This window comes from Caballeronia sp. AZ10_KS36, from assembly GCF_023631105.1.
Taxonomy (GTDB): Bacteria; Pseudomonadota; Gammaproteobacteria; order Burkholderiales; family Burkholderiaceae; genus Caballeronia.
This window is the reverse complement of record NZ_JALQDQ010000037.1, coordinates 117,100-132,712: the sequence shown is the minus strand read 5'-3', so window position 1 is coordinate 132,712 and position 15,613 is coordinate 117,100. Positions and strand designations below refer to the sequence as shown.

Here is a 15,613-nt window from a genome sequence, read left to right as displayed (position 1 = left end):
GTCGCGGCCGGAGAAAAACGATCGCCCGTTCGTGAGCCGCGCGTGCGGCGCGGGGCGAGTCGGCGTATCGTGCGGGATGCCCGAACGCCCTTCATCACTTCCGCTTGCTATGACCACCTCTCGCCGACACTTCCTGATTCTGACGACGGGCGCGGGCGCATCGCTTTGGCTCACGCGAGCCAGCGCCGACGCGCCGCATCTGAGCGAAAGCGATCCCGCAGCCATTGCCGTCGGCTACAAGGAAGATGCCGCGAAGGTCGACAACGCGAAGTACCCGAACTACGCAGCGGATCAGGCGTGCGCGAACTGCTCGCTGTTTCAGGGCAAGTCCACCGATGCGTGGGGCGGCTGCACGCTGTTCGGCGCAAAGCTCGTGGCCGGGCGGGGGTGGTGTGCTTCTTATACGAATATGTGAGGGCGGCTGAACCGTCACCGCACCGAATACCCCACGAATCGCCACACCCTGTCCGGGTCCAGCATAAACGTCACCACTTCACGCGCCGACTGGCGCGCCTGGCTGAACTGCGTATCGAACGAAACGCTCATGAACCAGCCCGCTGGCATGTTGCCCGTGCCGTCGAAATGCAGGTGCTTGACGCCCATCGGCATGCGCATGCCCGGCGTGCCGAGCGCGGCGCGGTCGCGCGTGACCTTGCTCACGAAGTCCTCGCGCGTGATGACTTTCTTCGCGACGGCCGACCCTGCATCCCACACTTCGCCCGTCTTGTTCTGATCGATCATCTTCACGATGACATCGGCCATCTGCGCGATGTCCTGATCCTGCTTGTCGAGTCCCGCCTGCTGTTCGCGCGTCAGCGAAGGCGTCGGCTGCGCGTGCGAGAGTACCGCCAACGACATCAGCGCCAAAGCGGCCAGCCGCTTGTTCATGCGTGTTTTCATAGTGGGAGGATTGCGTATTGGTTTGCAGCAATTGTAGGTCGCGCTTTTATGAGACAGTCTGAAATTCAGCGTTTCGTCAGGCGTACTGGATGCTGCGATCACGCGCATCCTTAGAGCCGGACATATCGTTCGAAGGAGACGCGACATGCGACTGGTCGACTGGAACATGCAATGGGGACGCGGCGTGGACGGCCGCGTCGATGTGGCGAGGATCGTTGCGGAAGCGAAAGCGCTGTGCGATTTCGACGTGCTCTGCCTGCAGGAAGTCACGCGCGGCTTTCACGAGGGCGAGCAGGCGGGCGGGCTAGCGGGAGGCCCTGGCGCAGACCAGTTCGCGGAACTGGCGAGCCTCATGCCGGGCGCGACGGTCATCGAAGCAATCGGCTCGGATTTGCCGCCCGTAGGCTCAGGCACGGCGCGCAGGCAGTTCGGCAACGCCATCGTCAGCCGCTTGCCGGTGCGGCAAGTGCTGCGTCATTCGCTGCCGTGGCCCGCCGATCCGGCGAAGCCGTCGATGCTGCGCGTCGCGCTCGAAGCGGTCATGGAAACGGATGTCGGGCCGCTGCGCGTCATCAGCACGCATCTGGAGTTCTATTCGGAGACGCAGCGTCTCGCGCAGGTCGCGCGGCTGCGTGAGTTGCATCGCGAAGCGTGCGAGCATGCGCGCCGCCCCGCGAAGGCCGAGACGCTCGCGAGCCCGTTCGCCGATACCGCGCGGCCCATGTCGGCGATCGTCTGCGGCGATTTCAACAGCGCCTACGAAGGCGCGGCGTATCGCGCGATGCTGGAGCCGATGACCGATGCGCCCTCTTTCGTCGATGCCTGGTCTCACGCGCATCCGAACGAGCCGCGCGCCGCGACGGTCGGCCTGTACGATCACGAACAATGGGCGGACGGTCCGTTCGCGTGCGACTTCATCTTCGTGACCGCGGACCTCGCGCCGCGCATCGTGGCTTGCGAGGCAGATCAGCAGAGCCGGTCATCGGACCATCAGCCCATGTGGCTGGAACTGCGTTGATCAGCCGCGCGCGAGATACTTCTCGACGAGCTTGACCCAGTACGTCGATCCGAGCGTCAGGACTTCGTCGTTGAAGTCGTAGCTGCTGTTGTGCAGCATGCACGGGCCGATGCCGTGCCCATGCTCGCGATGCGCGCCCAGTCCGTTGCCGATGTATCCATAGCATCCGGGACGTTCCAGCAGCATGTACGAGAAGTCTTCCGCGCCCATCGTCGGATCGACGTTCGTGTTCACGTGATCCGCGCCCGCGACTTCCTGCATCACGCCGAGCGCGAACTGCGTTTCGGCTTCCGTGTTCACGGTCGGCGGATAGTTGCGCACGAAGTTCACTTCGGCCTTGCATCGGTACGCCGCCGCCGTCGCCGTCACGATCTCCTTCATGCGCGTTTCGATCAGGTCGAGCACTTCGACGGAGAACGTGCGCACCGTGCCCGCGAGCGTTGCGGTCGTCGGAATGGCATTGACCGCATGGCCGGCTTCCATCTTCGTGATGGAGAGCACGGCGGCGTCGATGGGCCGCTTATTGCGCGTGACGATGCTCTGCAAGCCCGTGCCGATCTGCAACGCGGTGAAGACGGGATCGACGCCATCGTGCGGAATCGCGGCATGCGCGCCCACGCCTTCGATGCGGATCTCGAACTCGTTGCTCGATGCCTGCGTCGCGCCCACGCGTGCGCCGAAGTTGCCCGCGGCCATGCCGGGCCAGTTGTGCAGCGCGTACACGGCATCGACGGGGAACTGCTTGAAAAGACCATCGTCGATCATCGCTTTCGCGCCGCCGCCGCCTTCTTCCGCAGGCTGGAAGATGAAGACCACGGTGCCGTCGAAATCGCGATGCTTCGCCAGATAACGCGCCGCGCCGAGCAGCATCGCGGTGTGGCCGTCGTGGCCGCAGGCGTGCATCTTGTTCTCGTGCTTCGACGCATGCGCGAACGTGTTGAGTTCGGGAATCGGCAACGCGTCCATGTCCGCGCGCAGGCCGATCGCGCGCTGGCTCGTGCCCTTCCTCAACACGCCGACGACGCCTGTCTTGCCGAGTCCGCGCGTCACTTCGATATCCCAGCTTTCGAGCTTGCTCGCGACGAGATCGGCGGTGCGGGCTTCTTCGTAGCAAAGCTCGGGATGCGCGTGAATGTCGCGGCGAATGGCCTTGAGTTCGTCCTGCGCCTCTGCGATCTCGGAAATAATCGGCATGCTGTCCTCTTGCGTCGAATAAAGAATAGAGCATTGTCGACGGCCGTAATTCACAGGGAAAGCTGATATTTCTTGTCCGTGACTTAAGCAAACCTCATGGGTTGCGTGCGGTCTCGGCGGCTTGCGAGCGTGCGCGAATGCTGTCCTGCACCACGCGCATGACGGCGTGCCGGTCGTGGATCTTGCGCTCCAGCATGCCGACGACGCGGCGCGGCGTATTCTTCGCGAGCGGCAGCACGGCGAGCGCGGGGTCGCTCGCCCACGAACCGTATTCGAGCAGCGGCACGACGGACACGCCCGCGCCTTGCCGCACGAGTTCGACGATCACTTCGAGGGAATTCAGTTCGAGGAACTCGTTCACCGCGAGCCGATTGTGCCGCAGCGCGCGATCGATCAGCGCGCCCGTCCGTTGCGCGCGGTCGAAGCGCAGAAACGGCGCGCTCGCAAGCAACTCCGCTGCGCTCGCGCCCTCGCTCGCCGACGATCCGATGGCGACCAGCGGCTCCGAATAGAGCGGCGTCCAGCTGAGGCTCGCGGGCGTCTTGCCCGCCATTTCGACGATCACCGCCGCGTCGATTTCGCCGGCTTCCACTTGCGGCGCGAGCGCGAGCGCCTTGCCGGTGAAGAGCCGCACATCGAGCCGCGGGTACTGCCCTTTCAACTCCGTGACGACCGATGCGAGCGCGCCCATCGCCGAATCCACCGCGCCTATCGACACAGAGCCGGCGATTTCATCGTCGAGGCCGGTGAGACGCATGCTGTCGTAAAGCGCGACGATCCGCTCCGCCTGCGGCAACACCTGCTTGCCGATGCTCGTCAGCCGGTTCGTGCGCCCGACGCGGTCGAACAGCGGCCGCTTCAGATCGTCTTCGAGCGACTGCATCTGCATGCTGACGGCTGCCTGCGTCAGCGCGACTTTCTCGGCGGCGGCGGCGAACGAGCCGTAGCGCGCCACGGCGATGAACGTGCGCAAAAAGCGGATGTTGCTCATGGCGATCTCGTGGCGATCTTGTTTCGGTCGCGTTCGTATTAGGGATTCACCTGACGTCGTAATCAGGTTTCCTTGAGTGTCAGTTCAGAAATTCTATATTTTCTTATTTCAGCGAGGCGTACTCTTCAGTAGTCGTTTCAGCAGGTTGAAGCGGATGTCGTCGCAACGAAGCCGGGAGCCACCGCGCTTTTACCCCACACACTCGACCCCCAAGCCACGGAGTCCACTCGATGAGCACCGTACTACCTGCTTCGCATGCCGCCGGCGAGAACGCCGCGGTCAATCTTTCCGGGCGACGAGCCATCGTCGTATCGACCATCGGCAACGCGCTCGAATGGTTCGACTTCATGGTGTACGGCTTCTTCGCCGTCATCATCTCGAAGCTGTATTTTCCGGCGACGAGCCCGACCATCTCGCTGCTCGCCACCTGGGCGACCTTCGGCGTGGGCTTCCTCACGCGACCGCTCGGCGGCGTCGTGCTCGGCGCGGTGGCCGATCGCGTCGGGCGCAAGTCGGCGCTCACGCTCACCATTTCGCTGATGGCCGTGGGTATCGCGATCATCGCGTTCGCGCCGACGTATGCAGCCATCGGCGTGGCCGCGCCGCTTCTGATGCTGCTCGGCCGCCTGATCCAGGGCTTCTCCGCGGGCGGCGAAGTGGGTTGCGCGACGGCGTTTCTCGTCGAATACGCGCCCGCGAACAAGCGCGGCTACTTCGGCAGTTTCCAGATGGTCGCGCAGGCCGCCGCGAGCCTCGCGGGTTCGTTCTTCGGCGCAGTGCTCACGCGCACGCTGAGCCCCGAGCATCTAAACAGCTGGGGCTGGCGCGTGCCGTTCGTGATCGGCCTGTTGATCGTGCCGGTAGGTCTCTATTTGCGCTCGAAACTGGACGAATCGCCGGTCTTCGTCGAGAAGGCGCAGAAGAACGAACTCAGCGCGAGCCCTATCCGCGATACCGCGACGAAGCATTGGCTGCCCGTGCTGGCCGGTTTGGGACTGACGGTGTTCGGCACCATCGGCACGTATATCTTTTTGTTATACCTGCCGACGCACGCGACGCGCGTGCTGCACATGGGGCTCACCGACGGACTCATCAGTTCGACCATCGGCGCGCTCGTGTATCTCGTCTGCTGCCCGGTCTTCGGCAGACTGTCGGATCGTCTCGGGCGCAAGAAGGTGATGGCCACTGCGCTCGCGCTGTCGCTCGTGACCGCCTATCCGATCTTCTCGTTTCTGACCGCGCATCCGAGCCTGCCGACGCTCATCTGCTGTCAGGCGTTGCTCATGGTCTACCTCAGCGCGTATCAGGGCTGCTATCCCGCGTTCATCTCCGAACTGCTGCCGTCCAGCGTCCGCTCGACGGGCATCTCGGTGAGCTACAACGTCGCGGTGATGATCTTCGGCGGCTTTGCGCCGGCTATCGTCCAATGGCTCACGATGACCACGGGCGATCCGCTCGCCATCTGCTATTACGTGATCTTCGGCAGTGCGGTCGCGCTGGTGACGATTCTTCCGCTGCGCGACCGGTATAGCGACGCGCTGCGCTAATGAGCATTGCCGCGCTGCATTGCTTAAGCCTCGATTAAGAAACGGGTCGTAGTCTGCATTTGACCGACCCACCCCTCCTTCCGGCCGCGCAAGCGGCCCTTTTTTTTGGGGCTCATGCAATGCAATTGCTCCTGCGTCTTCTCGCCGTAATCATCGTGCTCGTCGTCTTCGTGACGCTAGGCGCACTCGTGCTTTCCCTCTTCGCTCGCGGCCTCATTCCTCACTGACTAATCGACAAACCGCAACACGTTATGCAGCGGCTCTCGCGCGCTTATCAACTGATTCTCCGGCTGCGACCAGTCCGCATAACCGAGGCTCATGCCGCAGACCACCGTCTCGTTCTCCGGCAGTTTCAGGTGCGCCGCAATGATGCGGTGATAGCGGTTGAAGGCCGCCTGCGGACACGTGTCGAGGCCGAAGGCGCGCGCCATCAACATCACGTTCTGCAGGAACATGCCGTAGTCGAGCCATGAACCGCGCTCCATCGTGCGATCCGTCGTGAAGATAACGCCGACGGGCGCGCCGAAGAACTCGAAGTTGCGCGCCATCTGCGCATGCATGCCTTGCTTGTTTTCGCGCGTCAAACCGAGCAGCGTATAAAGACCGATGCCGAGCGCGCGGCGGCGCTCCAGATAAGGCGAGGACCACGTGCGCGGGTAATACGGAAACTCTTCTTCGTGCTCACGGTCTGCATCCGGATCGTTGAACACGTCGAGTATCGCCTGCGACAGCGCCGCTTTTACCTCGCGCGTGAGCACGTAGACCTTCCACGGCTGGATGTTGCTGCCCGAAGGCGCGCGGCAGGCGTACGTGAAGATCGCTTCGAGCGTCGAACGATCGACAGGATCGGGCAAGAACGCGCGGATCGAACGGCGCGTGGCAATGGCATCGGTGACGGAAAGGCTTTCGTTCATCGGGCGGAATAGGCAGTGAAGCGACACCGCGAACGCTACCACGCATTCCGCCGTAAGCCATGTTTCACGCACCCGCCGCTCGATTCGTGAAAGATCCGCCGCGTCTGCCTATACTGGCTGAGTGTCATCTCGCATCACATCGAAAGCCGGAACGGTCCTGACGCCCTCATGCGCAGACCCGTTTCGCGCCGCATCTCCGCACTGGCGGGCGCTCGCCGCGCCCCGCATGTGTCGCCGCTTCTTCGTCTTTTTCAGTCTGGACGCTTCCTGCCGCATTCTCGCTGCAAGTCGCGCCACTGCCCGCAACCATTTGCATGGGACCGGACGTGCCCCCGCGCCGGTCGAAAAGGAGAATGCTCGATGCAACACCCCGTCCCTCAATCGAACGCCACGCGCATCGTGCCGCGCACGCCGCCTCGCGTTCATGAAACAGAGTCCGCGACGCACGCCGCGCCGGCCGAAGTGCTCACGCCGCCATCGACCAAGACGAGCGATGCGAATGCCAGCGTCACGCTTACCGTGAACGGCCGCAGCATCACGCTGTCGTTCGATCCGCGCACGACGCTGCTCGACGCATTGCGCGAGCATCTGCATCTGACCGGCACGAAAAAAGGCTGCGATCACGGGCAATGCGGCGCATGCACGGTGCATGTCAACGGCCGCCGCGTGAACTCGTGTCTGTGCCTCGCCGCCGCTCACGACGGCGATGCGGTCACCACCATCGAAGGCATCGGCGAAGTACAGGCGCTGCATCCGCTACAGGCGGCCTTCGTCGAATGCGACGGCTATCAGTGCGGCTACTGCACCGCCGGCCAGTTGATGTCGGCGGTCGCGCTGCTCGACGAACCCATCGGCCCGAACGACGAAGACGTGCGCGAAGCCATGAGCGGCAATCTGTGCCGCTGCGGCGCTTATCAGAACATCGTCGCGGCGATTCAGTCCGTGCGCGGCAACAAGGGCTGAGGAGCGCGCCATGGAAATGTTCCAGCTTTCCCGCGCGCGCGACCTGCCCGACGCCATTCACGCGGGCGCAAGCGCGCATACCGCGCAGCAAGGCGCGGAAGTGCGCTTTCTCGCGGGCGGCACGACGCTCATCGACCTGATGAAGCTCAACGTCGAGCAGCCGGCGCGCATCGTCGATATCAGCCGTTTGCCGCTCGACAAGATCGAAGCGACGGACGACGGCGGCGTGCGCATCGGCGCGACCTCGCGCAATTCGGATCTCGCGCATCATCCGCTGATACGCGAGCGTTACGCGGTGCTTTCGCAGGCGGTGCTGTCGGGCGCATCCGTTCAGCTACGCAACATGGCGACGACCGGCGGCAACCTGTTGCAGCGCACGCGCTGCGTCTATTTCCGCGATACCGCGTCGCCGTGCAACAAGCGCGAGCCGGGCACCGGCTGCTCCGCGATCGGCGGCTTCAACCGCACGCAGGCGATTCTCGGCACGAGCGAAGCGTGCATCGCGAGCAATCCGTCGGACATGAACGTGGCGCTCGCCGCGCTCGAAGCGACGGTTCACGTCGAAGGCGCGCGAGGCCAACGCGCGATCGCATTCGACGACTTCCATCTGCTGCCCGCCTCGACGCCCGATCGCGAGACCGTGCTCGAACCCGGAGATCTCATCACGCACGTGACGCTGCCGCCGCCGGTCGCGGGCACGCGCTCGCTGTATCTGAAGCTGCGTGACCGCGCTTCGTATGAATTCGCGCTGGCCTCTGCCGCCATTGTCATCGGCGTGAGCGATGGACGCATCGCGCATGTTCGCGTGGGCCTGGGCGGCGTCGCGACGAAGCCCTGGCGCGCGCGCGAAGCAGAGAACGAACTGCTGAACGCCGCGCCCGACGAAGCGGCCTTCCGCCGCGCCGCCGACGCCGCGCTCGCCGACGCGAAGCCGCAAAGCGGCAACGCCTTCAAGGTGGAGCTGGCGAAGCGCTGCATCGTGCATGCGCTGAAGCTCGCCACGCAAGCGTCCTGAACACGTCTGAATCCGATCGAGGAACCGACACATGTCCACTGCGCCAGACATTCAGCCGTCACCGAACGGCGTGATCGGACGGCCGCAGTCGCGCATCGACGGACCGCTCAAGGTCTGCGGCCGCGCGACTTACACATCCGATGTCGATCTGCCCGGCATGCTCTACGCCGTGCCGGTCTGCAGCACCATCGCGAGCGGCAGGATCACGTCGCTCGAATTCGCCGCCGCCGAAGCGATGCCGGGCGTGAAGCTCGTTCTGCATCGCGGCAACATCGGGCGTCTGTATCGCATACCCGGCAATTCGTTCGAAAACGGTTATGTCGATGAACAGCGCCCGCCGTTCGAAGACGACGTCATTCGTTATTACGGGCAATACGTCGCGTGCGTGATCGCCGTGACGTTCGAAGCCGCGAGCGCGGCGGCCGCTGCGATCAAGGTCGGCTATGAAGTCGCGCCTCACGACGTCAGCGCGACGCTGACACCCGACAAACCGCTCAAGGTGGCGAGCGAACGCGGCGATCCGGACGGCGCGTTCGCCAGCGCGCCGGTGAAGATCGACGAGACGTATGTCACGCCCGTCGAGACGCACAATCCGATCGAACTGCATTCGACCATCGCGCACTGGGACGGCGAGAACTACACGTTCTACGAGACGAGTCAGGCGGTGTCCAACCATCGCGGAACGCTCGTGCAGATGCTCGGCGTGCCGAAAGAAAAGGTGCGCGTGGTCTCGCGCTATCTCGGCTCCGGCTTCGGCGGCAAGTTGTGGATGTGGCCGCATTCGCTGCTCGCCGCAGCCGCGACGCGTCTGACCGCCCGGCCGGTGAAGCTCGTCGTGAGCCGCAAGATGATGTTCCAGAACGTGGGGCATCGTCCGGTGACGCAGCAGCGCGTGCGGCTCGCGGCGACGCAGGATGGCAAGCTCGTGTCCTTGCAGCACGACTTCCTGAATCACAGCGCGCTCGCCGACGATTACACCGAAGACTGCGGCGAAGCCACGCCACACATGTACAGCACGGCGAATCTGCGCGTGACGGGCGGCACGGTCAAGCGCCACGTCGGCTCGCCCACGTCGATGCGCGGCCCGGGCGCCGTGCCCGGCCTCTACGCGCTGGAATCCGCGTTGGACGAACTCGCCATCGCGCTGAAGATGGACCCGGTCGAATTGCGCCTGCGCAACGAACCTTCTGTCGATGAAAGCAGCGGCTTGCCGTTCTCGTCGCGGCATCTCGTCGAATGCCTGAAGACGGGCGCAGAACGTTTCGGCTGGTCGCAGCGCACGCCGGAAGTCGGCTCGATGAAGCGCGACGGACTCACGCTCGGCTGGGGCGTCGGCGCGTGCAGCTGGCCGGGGCTGCGCTTCTCGGCGGAAGCGAGCGTCGATCTGCGCGCAGACGGCACGGCGCGCGTCGTGTGCGGCACGCAGGACATCGGCACCGGCACGTACACGATCCTCGCGCAGCTCGTCGCGGAGCAGACCGGCATCGCGCTCGACAAGATCGAAGTCGGCCTCGGCGATACCGCGTTGCCGCTCGGTCCGATCTCCGGCGGATCGGCGGCGACCGCATCGGTGATCCCGGCCGTCCTGGACGCAACGCGTGCCGCCATCCAGATGGTGCTCTCGCGCGCAGCGGCGGCGGAGGGCTCGCCGTTCGCGGGCGCAAATGCGGGCGACCTCGCGTTCAGCCACGCGCGCGTGCATCGCAAGAACGAAGCGCCGGAAAGCGGCGTGCCGTTTCCGCGCATTCTGGAGGCGGCGCGCATGCACGCGGCGTCGGGCAGCGCGAGCGCGGAAGGCGGCTTCGACGATCCGCTCAAGAAGAAGTGGTCCATCCACTCGTACGGCGCGCATTTCGCGGAAGTGACGTGGGAGCCGGAGACGGCGCGGCTGCGCGTGAGCCGCGTGGTCACCGTGATCGACGGCGGCAAGATTCTCAACCCGCGTGCCGCGCGTAATCAGGTGGAAGGCGCGGTGGTGATGGGCGTCGGCATGGCGCTTTTCGAGCACACGGTCTACGACGAGCGCAGCGGCGCGCCCGTCAACAACAATCTGGCCGATTACGTGGTCGCGACGCATGCGGACACGCCGCGGCTGGATGTGACCTTCCTCGACCATCCCGATACGGTGTTCAACGAACTCGGCGCGCGGGGTATCGCGGAGATCGGGCTGGCGGGCATCGCGGCGGCCATCACCGGAGCGGTCTATCACGCGACCGGCGTGCGGGTCAGAAAGCTGCCGGTGATGATCGAGGATCTGCTCGGCGCGTAGTCATCGCCTGGCCCGGTCGTGCATTGCCCGCGACGGGCCGGGCCGATCCCCACATTTCTCTTCGACATGGCCTGCCACTGCCCGCGCAGGCACATCGCTTGCGCGCGGTCAAGATTCGATCCCGCCCTCGATCCGCGCTACCATAAGCCACCCCGCCCCTATTCTATTAAGCAGCAATCAGCCGGAGTGCCCATGAACGACATGATTCAACAGCACGGCCTGAAGGTCGCATCGAGTCTCGCCAAGTTCGTCGAAGAAGAAGCGATTCCCGGCACGGGCGTCGATGCCGCAGCCTTCTGGCAAGGGTTCGATGCGCTCGTGCACGACCTCGCGCCGAAGAACCGCGCATTGCTCGCCGAACGCGACCGCATGCAGAGCGAGCTCGACAACTGGCACCGCAGCAATCCCGGCCCCGTGCGCGATCTGCGCGCGTATCGCAAGTTCCTGGAGGAGATCGGCTATATCGTTCCCGCGCCCGCGCATGTGCGCGCGACCACGGCAAACGTGGACCGCGAGATCGCCGAGCAGGCCGGCCCGCAGCTCGTCGTGCCGCTGTCGAATCTGCGCTATGCGCTCAACGCCGCGAACGCGCGCTGGGGCAGCCTGTACGACGCGCTCTATGGCACCGACGCCATCGACGATAGCGACGGCGCCGAGCGCACCGCCGAATTCAACCCGAAGCGCGGCGCGAAAGTGATCGCCTACGCGCGCGCGTTCCTCGACGACAACGCGCCGCTCGCGCACGGCTCGCACGCCGACGCCACGAAGTACAGCGTCGAGCGCGGCCAACTCGTCGTGACGTTGCGTGACGGCAAGAGCAGCCTAGCGAATCCGGAGCAGTTCGCGGGCTTTCAGGGCGATGCCAGCGCGCCGCACGCCGTGCTGCTCAAGCACAACGACTTGCATATCGAGATTCAGATCGACGCGAACGACTCCATCGGCAAGACGGATGCGGCGCACGTCAAGGACCTGCTGATCGAAGCGGCCGTGAGCACCATCATCGACTGCGAAGATTCGGTCGCAGCCGTGGATGCCGCCGACAAGACGCAGCTTTACCGCAACTGGCTCGGCTTGATGCAGGGCCAGCTGTCGGAGCAGGTCACGAAGAACGGCAAGACCTTTACGCGCAGCCTGAACCCGGACCGCGAATACACCGCGCCGAACGGCTCCACGCTCAAGCTGCATGGCCGCTCGCTGCTGTTCATTCGCAATGTCGGGCATCTGATGACGAACCCCGCCGTGCTCGATCGCGACGGCAACGAAGTGCCCGAAGGCATTCTCGATGCGGTGATGACGACGCTCGGCGCCATGCACGATCTCAAGAACAAGATCAACTCGCGCACCGGCTCCATCTACATCGTGAAGCCGAAGATGCACGGGCCTGCCGAAGTGGCGTTCTCGGACGAACTTTTCACGCGCGTGGAAGACCTGCTCGGCCTGCCGCGTCACACCATCAAGATGGGCATCATGGACGAGGAGCGGCGCACCAGCGTCAATCTCAAGGCGTGCATCGCGGCGGCGAGCGCGCGCGTCGCGTTTATCAACACGGGCTTTCTGGACCGCACCGGCGACGAGATGCATTCGTCGATGGAAGCCGGCCCGATGATGCGCAAGGGCGACATGAAGTCGTCGGCATGGATCAGCGCCTATGAACGCAACAACGTGCTCGTCGGCCTGAATGCCGGCTTGCGCGGGCGCGCGCAGATCGGCAAGGGCATGTGGGCGATGCCGGACCTGATGCACGCGATGCTCGAACAGAAGATCGCGCATCCGAAAGCTGGCGCGAATACCGCGTGGGTGCCGTCGCCGACCGCCGCGACGCTGCACGCGCTGCATTACCATCAGGTCGATGTGCAGCAGGTCCAGCAGGAAATGGAAAGCATCGACTACGAGAGCGTGAAGAACGGGCTTCTCGACGGACTCCTGACGATTCCGGTCGTCGAGAATCCGTCGTGGTCGGAAGACGATATCCGCAACGAGATCGAGAACAACGCGCAGGGCATTCTCGGCTACGTGGTGCGCTGGATCGATCAGGGCGTCGGCTGCTCAAAGGTGCCTGACATTCACGATGTCGGCCTGATGGAAGATCGCGCGACGCTGCGCATTTCGAGCCAGCACATCGCGAACTGGCTGCGGCACGGCATCGTCACGGAGGAGCAGGTGCGTCAGACGCTGGAGCGCATGGCCGCCGTCGTCGACAAGCAGAACGACGCCGATCCGTACTATCGTCCGATGGCGCCCGCGTTCGACAGCTCCTACGCGTTCAAGGCCGCGTGCGCGCTGGTGTTCGAAGGCCGCACGCAGCCGAACGGCTACACGGAACCGCTCTTGCACAAGTTCCGGCTGGCCGCGAAAGAGACGGCGTAAGCGTCTGGATGAACGCAGCAGCGACGTGCTGCTGCGTTCTTTTTGTGTCGGACTACCGGTCCGACCAGAGCTTGCCGGCCGTCGCCCAGTTCTCGCGCTTGACGTCTGTCAGGATGATATCCACCGAGCCCGGCTCGCAGCCGAGCGTCTCGCACGTCGTTCGCGTGATCGCCTCGACGAACTTGCGCTTCTCTTCCACCGTGCGGCCTTCGAAAAGCTGGATGTTGAAAGTCGGCATTGCTTCGTTCTCCTCTTGAATGTTCAATGGCGGTAAGACGGATCGATGCGGTCTAGCTTGCGCAAGAGCGCGAGCCATTCGAGCGCGCCTTCTATGGCGTCGTCGTCATGCAGCTGCGCCGCGGTGCGCGCCACGATCTCGGGCGTCGGCACGATCATCTTGCCCACACCGGCCAGCGCGCGCAATTGAATGTCGCACGCTTTCACGAGCGTATCCATGAGCACATAGGCTTCCGCGACGGTGCGCCCGAGCGAAAGCGGGCCGTGATTGCGCAACAGCATCGCGCGATGTCTGCCTAAGCTCGCGACGAGGCGCTCGCCTTCGGACGGCGAGAACGCGAGGCCCTCGTAGTCGTGATACGCGAGGTGGCCGTGAAAGCGCATCGCGTGTTGCGACGCCGGCAGCAGGCCATGCGGTTGCGCCGATACGGCGATGGCTTCGCGCACATGCAGATGCATGACGCACGCGGCGTCGGCGCGCGCGGCATGCACGGCGGCGTGCAGCGCGAAGCCGGTGGCGTTGACACTGTGCGCGCGCTCGCCGATCACGTTGCCTGCGATGTCGATTTTCACAAGGTTCGACGCGGTGACTTCATCGAACGCGAGCCCGAACGGGTTGATCAGAAAGCGGCCCGGCTCGCCCGGCACGCTCGCGGAAATATGCGTATAGACGACGTCGTCCCAGCCGTTCAGCGCGACGAGCCGATACGCGGCGGCGAGTTCGACGCGCGTGGCGGCTTCGGCGGCGGAACGCGGCGCGCTTTCGTCGATACGGCGCTCGGGGGTGTGGGCGAAGGACATAGGGTCTCCTGTGGGCCAGGGTTGGCGTGTCGGCCAGAGTTGGCGCTTTAGCGCCTACTCTGGCCCCATGCAGAGCTGTCGGCCAGAGTTGGCGCTTTAGCGCCTTACTCTGGTCTCATGCAGAGCTGTCGGCCAGAGTTGGCGCTTTAGCGCCTTACTCTGGCCCCATGCAGAGCTGTCGGCCAGAGTTGGCGCTTTAGCGCCTACTATGGCCCCATGCAAAGCTGTCGGCCAGAGTTGGCGCTTTAGCGCCTTACTCTGGCCCCACGCCCGACTCCAAAGTCATGATGAAACTGTCAGACAGAGTTGGCGCCTCAGCGTCTCAATCAGGCCGCTCTCGAAGCTGTGTACTTGCGTTGGCGCCTCGGCACCGCACTGAGGCTCCGCGAAGCTGTCGGGAAGAATTGGCGCTTTGGCGAATCACGCTGACCTCATTCTTGATACTGGCCCGACGCCTCACCGGCCTTATGCAACAAACGTCTCTCCGCGACGCCCTTCCAGCCTGCGCGCGAGCGCAATCACCGCCCACGACGCCAGCACGAACGGCGCGGTCAGCGCGGCGATGCCGGCGCTATCCGCGATGCGCTCGATGACCACCGCCACCGCGATGCCGATGAGCGCATACCGCGCGCCGAGCGGCGCGGCAGCCAGCGCCACCAACGCCGCGTTGAAGCCGCACGCGCCCGACAGCAGCACGGCGTCGTCCGCGCCGCCCAGGCCGTGCAGCGCCGCGCCCAGCGCGCTGCCCGCGATCGCCCAGCCCGCGCGCGCGGGCCGCGCGGCCAAAAGTCCTGCGGCGATCAACCCGCCCGCGAGCGCGCCGGATGCGAACACGATGGGCGCGAGTCCCGCGAAAGCGGCCCCGATCAATCCGTCGAGACTGCTGGCGACAGGCCCCAGCGCGCCGACTTCGCCCCGGTCGGCCAGAAGCGGCATCCAGCACCAGGTGACGATAATCGCCGGGCTCGACAGGATCGGCAAGTTCCAGCGCGACAGCCCGCGCGCGAGCGTGCCCGCGAGCATCGTCGCAAAGACGGCGGCGAGGATTGCGACGGCCGCCGCCTGCGACGCGTCCCGAATGAAGGTGAACGCCGCCAACGCGGCGAGCGCGCCGTTGAAACCGTAGAGGTCGTCGCGCAGGGCGGGCGAATCGGCAGCTTCGGTGATGATCGTCACGACCTTCCCCGCGAGCGCGCCGATCAGCAAGCCGCAGGCAAGGCGCGGGCTCGCGCACAGCACACCCGCGAACACGAACGCGCCCGTCGCCGCGTTTTGCTGAAGCACGATCTGCCCGATGCTGCGGGCGAAGCTGACGAGGGTTTCGCCGAGAACGGCGTCGCGACGAAGAACGGTGGACATGCGCGGCGGCTGCGTTGGACCGAAAGCCGCCAGCATAG

Annotated in this window: 14 protein-coding genes; 7 read left to right on the top strand and 7 right to left on the bottom strand. The window is 64.9% G+C overall.

Annotated features, from left to right (window positions below; translation table 11 throughout):
• The first annotated feature begins 109 nt into the window (after positions 1-109).
• A complete protein-coding gene (locus NCR35_RS23125) occupies positions 110-415 on the top strand; it encodes a high-potential iron-sulfur protein (RefSeq protein WP_250536265.1) in 306 nt (101 codons plus the stop codon).
• Between the two features lie 14 nt (positions 416-429).
• Here NCR35_RS23125 and NCR35_RS23120 read toward each other — a convergent pair whose 3' ends face one another.
• Positions 430-888, bottom strand: coding sequence for a DUF4019 domain-containing protein (locus tag NCR35_RS23120; protein ID WP_244850527.1), 459 nt, complete (start codon positions 886-888; stop codon positions 430-432).
• A 157-nt stretch (positions 889-1,045) separates the two neighbouring features.
• Here NCR35_RS23120 and NCR35_RS23115 point away from each other — a divergent pair, with 157 nt between their 5' ends.
• Entirely contained in the window at positions 1,046-1,918 is an 873-nt protein-coding gene (locus tag NCR35_RS23115) for an endonuclease/exonuclease/phosphatase family protein (RefSeq protein WP_250536264.1), read from the top strand.
• On the opposite strand, the gene NCR35_RS23110 is transcribed toward NCR35_RS23115, so the two are convergent.
• Entirely contained in the window at positions 1,919-3,112 is a 1,194-nt protein-coding gene (locus tag NCR35_RS23110; RefSeq protein ID WP_250536263.1) for a M20 aminoacylase family protein, read from the bottom strand.
• A gap of 94 nt (positions 3,113-3,206) precedes the next feature.
• Positions 3,207-4,103: a LysR substrate-binding domain-containing protein gene (locus tag NCR35_RS23105; protein WP_244850537.1), complete on the bottom strand. Its 897-nt coding sequence runs from the start codon at positions 4,101-4,103 to the stop codon at positions 3,207-3,209.
• A gap of 230 nt (positions 4,104-4,333) precedes the next feature.
• Between NCR35_RS23105 and NCR35_RS23100 the strand changes: the two genes are divergently transcribed.
• Positions 4,334-5,650 (top strand): MFS transporter, encoded by a 1,317-nt coding sequence (locus NCR35_RS23100; RefSeq protein WP_250536262.1) that lies wholly within the window; start codon positions 4,334-4,336, stop codon positions 5,648-5,650.
• A gap of 227 nt (positions 5,651-5,877) precedes the next feature.
• On the opposite strand, the gene NCR35_RS23095 is transcribed toward NCR35_RS23100, so the two are convergent.
• Entirely contained in the window at positions 5,878-6,564 is a 687-nt protein-coding gene (locus NCR35_RS23095; protein ID WP_250536261.1) for a nitroreductase, read from the bottom strand.
• Between the two features lie 360 nt (positions 6,565-6,924).
• Here NCR35_RS23095 and NCR35_RS23090 point away from each other — a divergent pair, with 360 nt between their 5' ends.
• From NCR35_RS23090 to NCR35_RS23075, 4 genes are all read left to right on the top strand, one after another.
• A complete protein-coding gene (locus NCR35_RS23090; protein ID WP_250536260.1) occupies positions 6,925-7,527 on the top strand; it encodes a (2Fe-2S)-binding protein in 603 nt (200 codons plus the stop codon).
• 10 nt (positions 7,528-7,537) lie between these two features.
• Positions 7,538-8,542, top strand: coding sequence for an FAD binding domain-containing protein (locus tag NCR35_RS23085; RefSeq protein ID WP_284503236.1), 1,005 nt, complete (start codon positions 7,538-7,540; stop codon positions 8,540-8,542).
• A gap of 31 nt (positions 8,543-8,573) precedes the next feature.
• On the top strand, positions 8,574-10,811 hold the full coding sequence (locus tag NCR35_RS23080) for a xanthine dehydrogenase family protein molybdopterin-binding subunit (protein ID WP_250536259.1): 2,238 nt from the start codon (positions 8,574-8,576) through the stop codon (positions 10,809-10,811).
• Between the two features lie 192 nt (positions 10,812-11,003).
• Positions 11,004-13,178, top strand: coding sequence for a malate synthase G (locus tag NCR35_RS23075; RefSeq protein WP_250536258.1), 2,175 nt, complete (start codon positions 11,004-11,006; stop codon positions 13,176-13,178).
• A gap of 52 nt (positions 13,179-13,230) precedes the next feature.
• Here NCR35_RS23075 and NCR35_RS23070 read toward each other — a convergent pair whose 3' ends face one another.
• From NCR35_RS23070 to NCR35_RS23060, 3 genes are all read right to left on the bottom strand, one after another.
• A complete protein-coding gene (locus NCR35_RS23070; RefSeq protein ID WP_250536257.1) occupies positions 13,231-13,494 on the bottom strand; it encodes a 4-oxalocrotonate tautomerase in 264 nt (87 codons plus the stop codon).
• Entirely contained in the window at positions 13,440-14,216 is a 777-nt protein-coding gene (locus tag NCR35_RS23065; RefSeq protein WP_250536256.1) for a class II aldolase/adducin family protein, read from the bottom strand. The genes NCR35_RS23070 and NCR35_RS23065 overlap by 55 nt, the downstream gene beginning before the upstream one ends.
• Positions 14,217-14,681: 465 nt before the next feature.
• Positions 14,682-15,575, bottom strand: a complete 894-nt coding sequence (locus tag NCR35_RS23060) for an urea transporter (RefSeq protein WP_250536255.1) — start codon at positions 15,573-15,575, stop codon at positions 14,682-14,684.
• Positions 15,576-15,613 lie beyond the last annotated feature (38 nt).